A 13,236-nucleotide genomic window follows, 5' to 3' on the forward strand; every position below is an offset into this window, starting at 1 on the left:
CGTCATGCCTGGACCGCCGGCCGCCGCGCGCCCCACACTTCCGGCGCGGCCTTGCAGTAGCGGTCGATGAATTCCTGCTGCGTCGGGAACTTCGCGACCGCCTCGTCGATGGGCTTGCGGATCTGGTCGAGGAAGCGACGCATCTGGTCGTCCGGCAGCGCGCGCGTGAGCGGATGGTGCTGCTGCGGCTCAAGCCCCTGGCCGAGCATCACGTGCGTCCACGAATCCACGCGGAACAGCTCGTTCGCGCCCTGCCACGCGTGCGCGCGATCGCGCCATGCGCGCAGCCGGATCGAGAGCGAATCCGGAATCTCCATCTCGCGGCACTGCTTCCACATCGGCTCGTCGCGCTGGTTGGCGTGGTAGTGCAGGATGATGAAGTCGCGCACGTGTTCCATCTCGCGACGGCCGGTGTCGTTGTAGATCTCCGTCAGCGACTCGGGAATGCCGTCGAACGGGAAGGCCTCGATCAGCCGGATGATCGACGTCATCGACAGGTGCAGGCTGGTCGATTCCAGCGGCTCGATGAAACCGCTCGCAAGTCCGAGCGACACCACGTTCTTGTTCCATGCCTTCAGGCGGCGACCGCTGCGGAACGGCACGCGCCACGGATCGCGGATCGGTGTCGCCGCTGCGTCCTTCAGCAATCGCGCCGTGGCTTCGTCGTCGGACATGTGCTGGCTGGAATACACCCAGCCCGTGCCGACGCGATGCTGCAACGGAATGTGCCAGCGCCAGCCGGCGTCGTGCGCGATGGCGCGCGTGTACGGCACCGGCCCGCCGGTCGATTCGGTCTGCACCGCGACCGCGCGATCGCACGGCAGCCACTGGTGCCAGTCCTCGTAACCGGACTTGAGCGTCTGTTCGATCAGCAATCCGCGGAAGCCCGTGCAGTCGATGAACAGATCGCCTTCGATGACCTGGTCGTCTTCCAGCACCAGCGCTTCGACGAAACCCGATTCGCCGTTCTGCCGCACCTCGCGGATCTTGCCTTCGATGCGCTTGAGACCGAATGCTTCCGAACGCTTGCGCAGGAAGCGCGCGTACAGGCCGGCATCGAGGTGGTACGCGTAGTTGACCTGCGGCTGCGCCGGCAACGCGAAGCGGTCGGCGAGCGCGGCCTGCGTTTCCAGGCAGAAATCGCCGAGCTTCGAGTCCATGCCGCGCTGCAGGCTTTCCAGCCAGAAGTGGTGGAACGCCGCCACCAGCGTGCCCTGCCCGGTGATGCCGAACGGGTGGATGTAGCGCTCGCCATGCCGGCGCCAGTTCTCGAACGAGATCGCCAGCTTGAACGTGCCGGCGACTTCACGCAGGAACTCCTGCTCGTCAATCTGCAAAAAACGATGGAAATTGCGGATCGGCGGCACGGTCGATTCGCCGACGCCTACGGTGCCGATCTGCTCGGATTCGATCAGCACCACGTCGAGCAGATCGCGGAACTGGTGCGTCAGCGCCGCTGCGGCCAGCCAGCCGGCGGTGCCGCCACCGGCGATCACGACCCTGCGGATCCTGCCCTTCTCCATCTTCACTCCCTCGTGTGATGTGATGTCGAGCGCATGCGCTCAGCGGTTGAGTTTGGCGAGCAGCATCGCGCGCAGTTGCCGCGCGAGCACGTCGTCGACCGGCGCGAGCGCGCCACGCGCCTGCGCCGGAAGATGCGCGCCGGCCAGTTCCGGATCGCCGAAAACGTAGTAATCGAACACTTCGCGCCACGCCTGCTTCTCGCGCTCGGGGCGATCGCGCAGTGCCCAGATCGCGTGGTACAGCGCATGCATCGGCGTGGGCACGTGCGCCGGCACGCTGCTCCACCACGTGTTCACCAGCACGTTGAACGCTTCCAGCGCCTGCACGTGGTGCCACCACAGGCTCGGCATGAAGATCGCATCGCCCGGCTCGAGCACGGCAGTACGCGCGACGGCGAGCGCATCGCGGAAACGCGGATAGCGCGCGAAATCCGGTGCGTCGAAATCGACCACGCTGACCTGCTGCCCGCCCGGCGTCGGTTCCAGCGGACCCGGATAGAGGTTGTGGATCTGCTCCGGCGGAAACAGCGTGAAGCGGCGACGCCCGACCGCGCACACGGCGATGTTGTTCATCGCATCGTAATGGCACGACGCGGTGACGCGGTTGCCGATCCAGATGCTCGGCGGCGCGTCGATGCCCTGCGTTGCGAGTCCCAGGTCATTCTTCGCGCGAAGTCCGGGCAGGCGCGTGTCGATGAGCAGCGAGGCGACGTACCAGGTCGGAGGTATCGCATCGTTCGCGTGCGACGCGATCTCGTCCAACACTTGCGACAGCACGCCGCGACGCACCTCGAAATTGAGCTGCGTGAAGTCGTCGTTGTAGAACGGACGTCCGCGGATCTCCGGCGCGCCCCACGAATACGTCACCGGCTGGCCGTTGTCGTGACGACGCAGGTAGTCCATCGCCGATTGCATCGACTGCTCGCCCGCGTTCACCAGCTCCCAGTCGCGCGCGATGCCGCGCAGCACCACCGGTTTGCCGCCCGCGAGCAGTTCGTCGATCGGCAATGAATCCGCGTGCAGGCCGTGCAGCTCGGCGATCGGCTGCGTCGCGCCGGCGCGCGCATGCATCGTCGCGTCGCCGGCCAATGCGTTCACTGCGCGGTCTCTCGCAGCCGCCGCTGCTTTTCGGCCATCAGCCGGCGCAGGTTGTGGACCGAGGCGAGCACGAGGTACACGCCTTCGAGATAACCCGCGCGATGCAACGCGTGCAGCTGGTCGGCATCGAGCGCGGCCAGCCGGTCGCGGTCGATGTTGTGCAGGCCCGCCAGGCTCACGCGATGACCTTCGTCGAGCGTGATTTCCAGCGACACCGGCTGGATGAGTCCGAGCGCGTCGAGCGCGGCGTACATCGCCTGACCGGCATCGACGCCGTCGCGGATGCCGCGCAACACGGTGGAAATATGATCGAGGTAGGCGCTGTTGCCGCCCTGCGGGAGGAACACCGCCTCGCCGTCGCCGGCCTGGATGCGCGGGTGATCCATGTCCACGTGCACGACCGGTTCGCGGCGGAGTTCGCCTTCGATGCGCTGCTCCTGGAAGCCGATCAGGAACGGTCCCTTCGCGATCGCACCGGGCAGGTAGGCGGCATTCCAGCGTTCGCCCTGCAGGAAGAGGTTTTCCTTCGCGTCGAAACCCAGCAACGCGACCGCCTGCCACTGGCCGCTGTCGCGATCCTTGCGGAAGAAGATCGGGTATTCGCGCTGCAACTCGGCGAACTCGGTCGGAAACGCCATGACCATGCCGACGTCGTCGCCGAATTCGCGACCGAAGCGCGTGGCCACGCGCAGGTCCTTGTGCGTGATGTTGTTGAGCAGTTCGTATCGGGCCATGTCGGGCTGGCAATGGGCAGGCTTTCGCACGTTATGCGCCTGCCGTTCGACGGAAGCAAGGGTTTCGGAATGTCGCGATTGCGGCGCCGCAAACGAGAAGCGAGAAACGCGGGATCGCGAGCGTCACGGGAGGGAGAGCGTCCTCCGTGCCGCGTGCGATGGCCCCTCGTTCCTCGCGTTGGATGGAGTCCGGGAAACGGGAGGACGCATCGCGCCTCCCGTCCCCGCACCCGCGTTTCCTCGTACGCGTGCCGTCAGTAGCGCCAGCGCACGCCCAGCATGTAACGCGGGCTCTGGTCGACCAGCTTGATCATCTGCTTCTCGGAGCGGCCGTGCCAGCGCACGTCCTCGCCGGTCAGGTTGATCGCTTCAAAGCCGACCTGCCAGTTGTCGTTGAACGAGTAGTTGACGCTCAAGTCCCACTGCTCGTATTCCTCGACGTAGAACGGATTGCGGTTGGAGCCGTTCTCGTTGGCCGCGATCAGGTACTCGTCGCGCCAGTTCCAGGCCAGTCGCGCGGACCAGCCGTACTTCTCGTACATGAACATCACGTTGGCCGTGTCGCTCAGGCCGAGCAGCGCGAACTGGTCGCGATCGACCACGGTGTTATCGAACGCGACGTCGCCGTCCACCAGCGTGTAGTTGGCGAAGATGCCGAAACCCGACTCGCCGAAGAAGTACTGGCCACCCATTTCCCAACCGTGCAGGTTGGCGTTGTTCTGGTTGACCGGACGCTGCACGTCGAACTCGTACAACGGATCATCCGCTTCGCCGACCAGGTCGTAGGCGTTCTCCATCGCCAGCGACTGCGCGGACGTACCGTTGTACGCGCCCAGGCCGCCGGTTTCCGGATTGCGCAGCATCGCCACCGCCGTGAACAGCGCGGTGTCGTTGGCCGAACACGCCTGCGCGAGGTCCGCGCCCGCCGCCGTGGCCTGCGTCGCGCACGCCTGGCTGGTGAGGAACGCGAGCGCCGCCTGTGCATCCGGACCGGAGGTCGGATCGCGCAGGCCGTACAGGTTCTCGCGCACCACCGAGCTGCCGACGAAGTTCTTCACGTCCTTGTTCCAGAACGTGACCGAGACGAAGCTCGCGTCGGCGAAGTACCACTCCACCGCCAGGTCGAGGTTGTCCGATTCCAGCGGATCCAGTTCCGGGTTCTGCGCATCGCCGTCCGCACGCGTGGACGGGTTGATCAGGATCGAACCGGTGGGCTGGTTCGGCGTGGGGCCGGCGTACAGGCTGCCGTACGGCGCACGCGCGATGGTCTGGCTGAACGACGCGCGACCCTTGATCTCATCGGTGAAATCGATACTGAAATCCAGGTTCGGCAGCACGTAGTCGTAGCTGTGCGTTTCCTTGAAGGGCTGCGTGTCCTCGCCGCGCAGGATGCGGAAGTCGTTGTTCGCCTGCCACTGGATCGCGGTGGGAATGGCGACCTGCGACGTCGAGGTCAGGTAGGTCTTCTCGTAACGCACGCCGATGCGCGTGTGCGTCGGGAAGCCGCCCAACGTGCCGTCCATTTCGACCTGGCCGTACACCGAGTCGGTGTCTTCCTCGATTTCGTTGTCGGCGGCCAGCTGGTCGTTGCGACGCGTCTGCGCGCCGTAGAAATCGCCCGCCCACAACGCGCCGGCCGTGGCATTGCCGCGCCATGCACCGCGCGCCGCGCCGTCCGTGTTCCAGTCCTCGAACATGCCGACGATGCTGATCGGCGTCAGCAGTTCCTGCAGGCCCGGTTCGTTGCCGGTGTTGGCCACGCCCCAGTCGCCGAGCGTGGAATACGCCTCGGTCGCCTGCATGCGCCTCATGGTGACGTTGGACGAATCCACGCCGAACAGGAAGCGGCCGTCATCGAAGTTGTATTCGCCGTCGATGCGGCCCTGCTTGACCTCGGTTTCCTGGCGCTGGGAATTGATGCGCAGCACCTGCGAACCGATCTGCTCCGGCGGGAAGTCCGGGTTGACCGTGCCGTTGGCGCCGCTCGCGGCCGAAGCCGGATCGGTGTACCACGTGCGCGCGCCGATCGGCAGGCCGTTGTTGAACCACAGCTCCTGCGCCCAGTTGCCGCCGCAGTACGGGCCCACGGTGCAGTTGTTGGTGCCGGCGATGGAGAAGAACGTCGAACCGCCGCCGGTGACCGGATCGTTCGGCAGGCTCTTGGACGTGGTGTTGTGCGCGTCGAAGGCCAGGCGGAAGCGGTCGGTGACGTCCCACTTCACGTTCAGGCCGATCGAATCGAGCGTGTATTCTTGCTCCTGGCGCTGCTGCTCGTAGCCGAAGTCCTTGGTGCCGACGATGTCGCGAAGGTAGATCGGCGTTGCGACCTCCTCGTTGGTATCGAAGGTGAGGTGGCTGAAGCTGTTGGCGCGCTGCAGCCAGATCGTCTGCTCGCCGCGGTCCTCGGTGATCTCGTTGCTGGAGTAGGTGTAGTCCAGCGTGAAGGTCAGCGCATCGGTCGGCGCGAACTGCAGCACGGCCTGGCCGTTGATGCGTTCGCGTTCGAAATCGGCGAAGGCGTAGCGCAGGTCGTTCGGCATGCCGTACAGCTGGCCGATCGCCGGCGCGTTGGTCACGATCGCGTCCGGACGCAGTGCCGGATCGGTGCCGGTCCAGCGCTGCATGTTCCAGGCGTTCTCGGTCGACTGCACCGAACCGCCGTGGCGCTTCTGATAGCTCGCCGACAGGCCCACGCCCCACGTCTTGTCGGCGTTGGCGTAGCTGAAGATGCCCGACACTTCCGGCGTGATGTCGGTTTCGAACGGCTGCGATTCGTCGTAGACGGCCTTGGCGCCGAGGTTGGCGATGACGTTGCCGCCCTGGTGGTTGAACGGGCGATCGGTCTGGATGTCGATCGTCGCGCCGATGCCGCCGCTGGGCACGGTCGCCTGGCCCGTCTTGTAGACCACCAGCGTGTCGATCGCTTCCGATGCCAGCTGCGCGAAGTTGAACGCGCGCGTGCCGCCGTCGACGCCGCCGATCGGGATCTGCCCCGGCGCACCGAACGCGTCCGCGCCCGGGATCTGGCGACCGTTGAGGGTGACCATGTTGAACTGCGGGCCGAAGCCGCGCGCGGTGATCTGCGCGCCTTCGCCGTCGCGGCGCTCGATCGAGATGCCGGTGATGCGCTGCAGCGATTCGGCCAGGTTCGTGTCGGGGAACTTGCCGATGTCTTCGGAACTGATCGCATCGACGACGCCGGCGGCCTCGCGCTTGAGTTCCATCGACTGGTTGAGCGAGTTGCGAAGACCGGTGACGGTCACCGAATCGAGCGTGGTGGCCTCGTCGGCGGGGTTCTGTGCCTGCAGCACCTGCCCCTGCGTCGCCTGCGTGGCGTCCTGCGCGAACGCGGGATTGATCACCAGCATGCCGCCGACGAAGGTGAACATCGCCGTGCGCTTGAGGATGCGGCTGTTGAACTTCGTGTTGGACGTCCTGCGGCTCATGGCGCGGCCCTCCGCTGGACGGCTCGTTGATCGGAAAAAACCTTGTCCTGCGACGGCGGCTCGATGGTGGCCGCTTGCTTGCAGGACGCGCTTGCTGCGTCGGACCGGAACCAAATCATGTGGTCTGCCCTCTACTTCGATCGATGGATGTCTCGCCCCTCCCCAGGGCACCCGCGGGCAACGCCCGCACGCTTCCAAACCGGGCGATCGAGTCGCCCGTCCCGCACCTCGAAAACCGACTTCCCTTGCGGTTCCAGTGACCCGTGCAGTCGCAGTAATCGCGTGTTCCCGGCGTCGGGTGGCCCACCCCTGTGATAGCGCTACCACGACGCCTTAACCAAAACTAAGCAAAGTGTGCCGAGTTTGTCATCGTGCAATGCAGCAACGGGCTGATGGGCCTACAGGTTTCGGTTGAAACCTTACGCACCGCGTGAGGTGTCGCCGCGGCTGAATGGGGTGGGTTTCGGCGATTCCGCGGGGTTTTCAACGGGCGCGGTGCGTGGTGCTGGATGTGAGGGACTAGCGCGCGGGAAGCCGGACACCGGACTGATCGCGCGTGCAGCATGGCCTCTGCGCACCGAGCTTGCCTGTCGACGCTTGCGGCGCGGTAGCGGGCTCATGCGGCGGAATGCGTTTGCGATGCGTGGATCGCGGCGGGCGCTTGGAAGCTTGGCTCGTGGTTCTTCCTTGCTCTGCCGGGCTGCAAGGAAAGCGTGAAAAGTCCCTGGATTCCCGCCTTCGCGGGAATGACGAGCAAGAGCGACGGCGACGGCGACGGCGGCAGCGGCAGCGGCAACGGCAACGGCAACGGCCGCGGCAACGGCAACGGCATTGCAACGTGAACTGCAATCGAAAGATCAAGATGGATTCCAGCTTTCGCTGGAATGACGATTCTGTCGCTGTCGCTGTCGCTGTTGCTGCTGTCGCTGTTGCTGCTGTCGCTGTCGCTGTCCCTGTCCCTGTCCCTGTCCCTGTCCCTGTCGCTGTTGCTGTGGCTGTTGCTGTTGCTGTTGCTGTTGCTGTCGAAGAGCCTATTCGTCACTAGCCCCGAAGGGCGCCGCACAGGATGTGCGGCGGTGAGCGCTGAGCCATGGATGGCGAATCGCGAACGCGCCCTTTTGCTTTCCGGTCGTGGGATTGGGTTGGACTTGTACGCACTTTCTTTGGGTTACTTTTCTTTGTGCGAGCAAAGAAAAGTGACCCGAGCGCCGCAGGCGATCGGAAGCTTGGCTGGTGATTCTTCTTTGCTCTCTCGGCTTTGGGTAAACCATGGAAAGTCCATGGATGGTGCCGCCATTCGGCGGCCCAGAAGCGGCCCGCCTTCGCGGGAATGACGAGCAAAAGCAACGGCAAGATGGATTCCAGCTTTCGCTGGAATGACGATGATGTGGCTCACCGCTGCCGGAGTGCCCGGATGTTGCGGGCCTGGATCCCGGCTTTCGCCGGGATGACGGTGAGGTTTGGAGCTGTCGAGAGAGTGCCCGAACGTTGCGGGCCTGGGTTCCGGCTTTCGCCGGGATGACGGTGAGGTTTGGAGCCGTCCAGAGAGTGCCCAAACGATACGGGCCTGGGTCCCGGCCTCCGCCGGGATGACGGTGAGGTTTGGAACCGTCGAGGGAGTGCCCGGACGCTGCGGGCCAAGTCCCGGCGTTCGCCGGGATGACGGTGAGGCTACTTCCCCCGCGGACGCGACAGCACCGGCTGCGAGATCGGCAGTACCACGCGGAACGTGCTGCCTTCGCCCGGGCGGCTGTGCACCTCGATGCGGCCGTGATGCTTGGCGACGATGCGATACGCGATCGCCAGCCCGAGGCCCGTGCCGCGGCCGATCGGCTTGGTCGTGTAGAACGGATCGAAGATCCGCTGCAACGCTTCTTCGGGAATGCCGACGCCATCATCGGCAACGCTCACCCACACCTCGTCGCCTTCCACGCCCATCGCGAGCGTGATCAGCCCGCGGTCGTCGATCGCCTGCCCCGCGTTGATCAGCAGGTTCATGAAGACCTGGTTGATCTCCGACAGATAGCACTCCACCAGCGGCACGTCGTGGTAGTGCTTCTCGACCTTCGCCTTGTACTTGAGGTCGTTCCACACGATGTTGAGCGTGGATTCCAGGCCTTTGCGAAGATCCGACGGACGCATCGGCTCGTCGCGCTCGACGTGCGAGAACTCCTTGAGGTCCTGCACGATCTTGGTGACGCGCTCGATGCCTTCGCGCGATTCCTCCAGTAGCTTCGGCAGGTCGCCCACGATGAAATCGACGTCGAGGCGGTCGCGCATCTGCTTCAGCAACGGGCGGCTCGATGCGGGATCGCTGGACTGCAGCGCGTCGGCGTAGCCGTCGACGAGCGCGAGCAGCGCGCTGGTGTATTCCTGCAACGTGCCGAGGTTGGAGTGCACGTAGCCGATGGGGTTGTTGATTTCGTGCGCGACGCCCGCGGCGAGCTGGCCGATGGATGCCATCTTCTCCGACTGCAGCAGTTGTTCCTGCGCGCTGGCGAGGCGGTCATAGGTCGACTGGAGTTCGTCGTGGCGACGACGCAGTTCGCCCTCGCGCGCCGAACGCACCGAGATGTCGGTCATCACCGTGTAGCGACGGCAGCGGCCGCGATCGCGACCGGCGAACGCCTTGATCTCCAGCACCAGGCCGGGGAGCGCGGTGGGCACCTCGCCGATCCAGCGGCCGTCGCGCTGCGCGATCTGCCAGCCCTGTTCGGGGATGTACGACAGCAGGATCGCGGGATCGGGATGCGGCTCGTCCGGATGCAGTCGCATCGCGAGCACGCGCCCGGCGTCGTTGCTGTGCAGCAGCCGCCCCTGGTCGTCGAGCAGGAAGACCGCAAGGTCCGACATGGCGACCGCCCAGAGCATGTCTTCGCTCCAGGTGTCGACGGTGGTGGTGTTCGTGGTTTCGCTCATCCCGCTCCGGGCCTGCTGCGTGTGGCCGGGCCAACTTATCGCATGCGGGGTGTCGGAATCACGCGGGAGCGGGCGCGAAGCGGTTTGCGTGATGCACGGCTTGGCTCGGAGGCGTCATTCCCGCGGAGCCGAACATCCAACCATCCAATGATGTTCGGCCTTCGAAGGCGGTGACGCTCGCGGCATGGATCCCCGCCTTCGCGGGGATGACGGCAACGTGTGCGGTTCGAGGACGCGGAACCGGTCGGGAAATCAGACCGACACGTTGAGCCGGCTGTGCGGCTTCGCGCCGGACTGCCCGGTGGCGTCGTAGGTGGTGTCGGCATCCAGGCGGCCGAGGTGGCGCAGAGCCCAGTTCACTTCGCGGCGGCGACGCGCGAGCAGTGCGCCGTTGGCGTGGTTGAGCTCGCTCAGGGCGAGCACGCGCGGTGCGTCGTTCGCCGCGGCGCCGGCGTGTTCGGCCGCGCGCAGGGCTTCGAGCTTGGCCTGCGTGGAACGCAGCAGCGCCTCGACGTCGTGGTCGAGCAGCGCGCGGCGCTCCTCGTTGAGGGCGAACTCGAGTGCGTCCAGCGGGTGCGCGTTCATCCGCGGTGGCTCACTTGGACAGCGCGTTCTCGAGCGACAGCATGCGATCGGCGATCGCCTGCGGGTCGACCTTGTAGCTGCCGTCGGCGAGCGAGGTGCGGATGGCGTTGACCTTCGCCACGTCGATGCCGGCCGGGGCCGCACCGAGCTCGCGCTCCAGCGCCTGCAGGTTCGTGGCATCGCCGGTCAGGCGCATCTGGTCGGCCGCGGCGGTGGCGCCGACAGGCTGGCCGCGGTCGGCACCGGAGCGCGACTGCACGGACGTGCTGCCGGTCGCTTCGATCTGGCGCAGGGCGGGCGACATGGCGCCGTCGATCTTGTGGGTCATGGCTGACTCCTTGAGAACGTGTTCGAACTGGATAACGGCCGCCCGCGGCCGGACTTGAGGGGAAAACCTGACAACTTTGTAAGGAACGTCACAAATTGACTTCCACGAGCCCGGGACCCGTCACGCGGCCCCGGATGATACGGCGCGAGGCGGTGTTCTCGACCGAGATGGTCGATCCCAGCTTCCCCGCGCCCATCGCGCGGCCGCCCATGCGCACTTCCATGCCGCCGGCGCGCGACACCAGCGTGACCGGGTCGCCGCGCTTGAGCGCGTCGTCGCCGCCCACGTCGTCGGCCTGGAGCACCGCACCGGCCGGCATCGCCTTGCGAAGGCGCTTGCCGACCAAGGCGGCCGGGTCGGTCACGACCGGGCCGTCGCTGGCGCCCAGTTCGCGACGCTGCACGGCCAGGTGCTCCGGCCCGATCGGCTCGTCGCCACGGACGGCCCGGGCGAGGACGACCACGTCGGCTTCGCGCCGCACCCGCACCGGCACGTAGAGCTGCCACCCCGGGGTATCGGCACAACGCACGGCCACTGAAGTCGGCCCGGTGACGGTCGCCGCCAGTGGCTGCGCGCACGCGGGCATGCGCAGTCGCGAATCGACGGACGCCTCGGCCTGCCCGTTCGCGGCCGTCGCGCCGAGGGCGGCGATCGCGGCGTCGCGGATGGACCCGACTGGCTGGAACTCGCCCGCGATCGCCCACGACGGCGCCAGCGCCACGAGGGCGGTCAGCAGGACGTTGAGGATGGCGCGCATGGCGGGGCTCCGGAGAGATTCGGAGGGTGCGTGCAGGATTTGTGCCGGAACGCCTTCCCGCTAATCGCCGTCATTCCCGCGAAGGCGGGAATCCAGGGACGTTTCATGCTTTCCCCGGAGCGCCGCAAGTTGCGGGATGCGAGGCACGACCCCGCGACCTGACGTCTGGCCAGTGAAGCGTGGAAAGTCCCTGGATTCCCGCCTTCGCGGGAATGACGAGCAAAAGCATCGAGGAATGACGGGCCAGGCCGTCGGGGAATGGCCGGCAGCGTCATCCCGCTCCCGGCCCGCCCCTTGCACCGCCGCCGGCATGCTCAAGTCCCGCCGTCCCCGGCCGACAACCCGACCATGAGTCAGGACCTGCTCGACCGCATCGACCAACGCACCCGCCTGGCCGGCCACAACCGGCTGGCGCTGCTGCTGTTCCGCCTGGGAACGCGTCAGCTTTTTGGCGTGAACGTCTTCAAGGTGCAGGAGGTGCTCCCGCGCCCGCCGCTGTTCACCCTGCCGCAGCTGCCGCCGGCGTTCAGCGGCGCGGCCGACGTGCGTGGGCGCAGCATCCCGGTGCTCGACCTGGCGCGCGCCATCGGCCACGGCGATGCCGACTCGGTCGAACCGAAGTACCTGGTGGTCACCGAATTCAACCGATCGGTCCAAGGCTTCCTGGTTTCGGCGGTCGACCGCATCGTCAACATCGCGGTGCAGGACATCCACCCGCCGCCGGAACACGGCGCCGAGCAGCACTACCTCACCGGCGTCACGCGCCACCACGGCGAGCTGATCCAGCTGATCGACGTGGAAAGCGTGCTGGCCGAGTCCGCGCCGCGCGCCAGCGACGCCGACCGCATCGCCCCGCTTGCCGCCACCAGCCCGACCGCTCCGCGCGAAGTGCTGGTGGTCGACGACTCGCGCGTGGCGCGCAACCAGATCCGCCTCGTGCTGGAACAGCTGGGCCTGGGCTCGACCCTGCTGTCCGACGGCCGCCAGGCGCTGGAGCACCTGCAGGCGCTGGTCCTGAGCGGCATCGACCCGCACGAGCGCTACGCCATGGTCATCTCCGACATCGAGATGCCGGCCATGGACGGCTACACCCTGACGACGGAAATCCGACGCGACCCGGCCCTGCGCGACATGTTCGTGCTGCTGCACACCTCGCTGTCGGGCGTGTTCAACCAGGCGATGGTCGAGCGCGTGGGCGCGGACGACTTCGTGCCCAAGTACTCCGAACACGAGCTGGCGCAGCGCGTGGCGGCTCGGGTGAATGCGCTGGCTTGATCGCTCCCTCCCCTACTTGTAGGGGAGGGTTGGGGAGGGGTCGCGACGGCGCGTAAGCGCCGAGCTCACCGCGCGCAGGCTCGCCGCCACGCGGCTTCGCACCCCTCCCCAACCCTCCCCTGCACGCAGGGGAGGGGGAAAAGAGCGCCTTCTGGCACGCGCCTTGCCTCTGCTCCGGGTGAACCCGACCCCGGAGGCGTCATGTCCGATTTCCTTGGCATCCACGGCACTGCGCTGGCCCTGCGCGAGCAGCGGCTGCAGTTGCTGTCGGCCAACCTCGCCAACGCCGATACCCCCGGCTTCAAGGCGCAGGACCTGGACTTCACCTCGGCGCTGCAGTCGGCGCTCCAGCCCAATGCCGCCGCCGGCGATGCCATCGACGCCGCATCGCAGGGTGCGCGTTTCGCCCGGCCCAGCAGCCAGCCCAGCGTCGACGGCAACACCGTCGATGGCGAGCGCGAGCACGCGCTGTTCGCGCAGGCGGCGCTGGAGTACCGCGCCTCGCTGACCTTCGTCGAATCCAAGGTGCGCGGAATGCTCACCGCGATCACCGGTCAGTAAGGAGCGCGCG

General features: G+C 66.7%; 12 protein-coding genes and 1 pseudogene. 5 read left to right on the forward strand and 8 right to left on the reverse strand.

The features are described 5' to 3' along the window. Positions 1–2: 2 nt before the first annotated feature. The 4 genes from DX912_RS14485 to DX912_RS14500 form a co-directional block, all read right to left on the reverse strand. On the reverse strand, positions 3–1,523 hold the full coding sequence (locus DX912_RS14485; RefSeq protein ID WP_115843505.1) for a tryptophan halogenase family protein: 1,521 nt from the start codon (positions 1,521–1,523) through the stop codon (positions 3–5). Between the two features lie 39 nt (positions 1,524–1,562). Then, a complete protein-coding gene (locus DX912_RS14490; RefSeq protein ID WP_115843566.1) occupies positions 1,563–2,594 on the reverse strand; it encodes a cupin-like domain-containing protein in 1,032 nt (343 codons plus the stop codon). A 23-nt stretch (positions 2,595–2,617) separates the two neighbouring features. After that, a complete protein-coding gene (locus DX912_RS14495; RefSeq protein WP_115843507.1) occupies positions 2,618–3,355 on the reverse strand; it encodes a SapC family protein in 738 nt (245 codons plus the stop codon). A gap of 254 nt (positions 3,356–3,609) precedes the next feature. Beyond that, positions 3,610–6,801: a TonB-dependent receptor gene (locus DX912_RS14500; RefSeq protein WP_115843509.1), complete on the reverse strand. Its 3,192-nt coding sequence runs from the start codon at positions 6,799–6,801 to the stop codon at positions 3,610–3,612. Positions 6,802–7,514: 713 nt separating this feature from the next. Here DX912_RS14500 and DX912_RS18705 point away from each other — a divergent pair. Together DX912_RS18705 and DX912_RS18455 are read left to right on the forward strand one after the other, a co-directional pair. Beyond that, entirely contained in the window at positions 7,515–7,643 is a 129-nt protein-coding gene (locus DX912_RS18705) for a hypothetical protein (RefSeq protein ID WP_267896523.1), read from the forward strand. Positions 7,644–7,685: 42 nt separating this feature from the next. Beyond that, positions 7,686–8,135, forward strand: a complete 450-nt coding sequence (locus tag DX912_RS18455; RefSeq protein WP_181902847.1) for a hypothetical protein — start codon at positions 7,686–7,688, stop codon at positions 8,133–8,135. Positions 8,136–8,472: 337 nt separating this feature from the next. Here DX912_RS18455 and DX912_RS14510 read toward each other — a convergent pair whose 3' ends face one another. From DX912_RS14510 to flgA, 4 genes are all read right to left on the reverse strand, one after another. After that, positions 8,473–9,720 carry an ATP-binding protein gene (locus DX912_RS14510; RefSeq protein ID WP_232338450.1) on the reverse strand — a complete coding sequence of 416 codons (1,248 nt, stop codon included), beginning with the start codon at positions 9,718–9,720 and terminating at the stop codon, positions 8,473–8,475. A gap of 252 nt (positions 9,721–9,972) precedes the next feature. Beyond that, the gene (locus DX912_RS14515) at positions 9,973–10,305 is read right to left on the reverse strand and encodes a flagellar protein FlgN (protein WP_115843513.1); all 333 of its coding nucleotides are present in this window, start codon (positions 10,303–10,305) and stop codon (positions 9,973–9,975) included. Positions 10,306–10,315: 10 nt separating this feature from the next. Further along, positions 10,316–10,633, reverse strand: a complete 318-nt coding sequence (gene flgM, locus DX912_RS14520) for a flagellar biosynthesis anti-sigma factor FlgM (RefSeq protein WP_115843515.1) — start codon at positions 10,631–10,633, stop codon at positions 10,316–10,318. Positions 10,634–10,721: 88 nt separating this feature from the next. After that, a complete protein-coding gene (flgA, locus tag DX912_RS14525; RefSeq protein WP_115843517.1) occupies positions 10,722–11,390 on the reverse strand; it encodes a flagellar basal body P-ring formation chaperone FlgA in 669 nt (222 codons plus the stop codon). Positions 11,391–11,738: 348 nt separating this feature from the next. On the opposite strand from flgA, the gene DX912_RS14530 reads away from it, so the two are divergent. From DX912_RS14530 to flgB (DX912_RS14535), 3 genes and pseudogenes are all read left to right on the forward strand, one after another. Beyond that, positions 11,739–12,665 carry a chemotaxis protein gene (locus tag DX912_RS14530; RefSeq protein WP_115843519.1) on the forward strand — a complete coding sequence of 309 codons (927 nt, stop codon included), beginning with the start codon at positions 11,739–11,741 and terminating at the stop codon, positions 12,663–12,665. A gap of 201 nt (positions 12,666–12,866) precedes the next feature. Further along, positions 12,867–12,932, forward strand: a pseudogene (gene flgB, locus DX912_RS18805) (flagellar basal body rod protein FlgB); the annotation flags it as partial. Continuing rightward, positions 12,927–13,226, forward strand: coding sequence for a flagellar basal body rod protein FlgB (gene flgB / locus DX912_RS14535; RefSeq protein ID WP_425477954.1), 300 nt, complete (start codon positions 12,927–12,929; stop codon positions 13,224–13,226). The pseudogene flgB (DX912_RS18805) and the gene flgB (DX912_RS14535), both read left to right, overlap by 6 nt. Positions 13,227–13,236: the final 10 nt, after the last annotated feature.

Source organism: Lysobacter soli (genome assembly GCF_003382285.1).
In the GTDB taxonomy this organism is placed as follows: domain Bacteria; phylum Pseudomonadota; class Gammaproteobacteria; order Xanthomonadales; family Xanthomonadaceae; genus Lysobacter_J; species Lysobacter_J soli.

Bases quoted from the DNA above. Each gene is read 5' to 3' on its own strand.
- DX912_RS14485 (WP_115843505.1), bottom strand. From the start codon at position 1,523: ATGGAGAAGGGCAGGATCCGCAGGGTCGTGATCGCCGGTGGCGGCACC.
- DX912_RS14490 (WP_115843566.1), bottom strand. From the start codon at position 2,594: ATGCATGCGCGCGCCGGCGCGACGCAGCCGATCGCCGAGCTGCACGGC.
- DX912_RS14495 (WP_115843507.1), bottom strand. From the start codon at position 3,355: ATGGCCCGATACGAACTGCTCAACAACATCACGCACAAGGACCTGCGC.
- DX912_RS14500 (WP_115843509.1), bottom strand. From the start codon at position 6,801: ATGAGCCGCAGGACGTCCAACACGAAGTTCAACAGCCGCATCCTCAAG.
- DX912_RS18455 (WP_181902847.1), top strand. From the start codon at position 7,686: ATGACGATTCTGTCGCTGTCGCTGTCGCTGTTGCTGCTGTCGCTGTTG.
- DX912_RS14510 (WP_232338450.1), bottom strand. From the start codon at position 9,720: ATGAGCGAAACCACGAACACCACCACCGTCGACACCTGGAGCGAAGAC.
- DX912_RS14515 (WP_115843513.1), bottom strand. From the start codon at position 10,305: ATGAACGCGCACCCGCTGGACGCACTCGAGTTCGCCCTCAACGAGGAG.
- flgM (WP_115843515.1), bottom strand. From the start codon at position 10,633: ATGACCCACAAGATCGACGGCGCCATGTCGCCCGCCCTGCGCCAGATC.
- flgA (WP_115843517.1), bottom strand. From the start codon at position 11,390: ATGCGCGCCATCCTCAACGTCCTGCTGACCGCCCTCGTGGCGCTGGCG.
- DX912_RS14530 (WP_115843519.1), top strand. From the start codon at position 11,739: ATGAGTCAGGACCTGCTCGACCGCATCGACCAACGCACCCGCCTGGCC.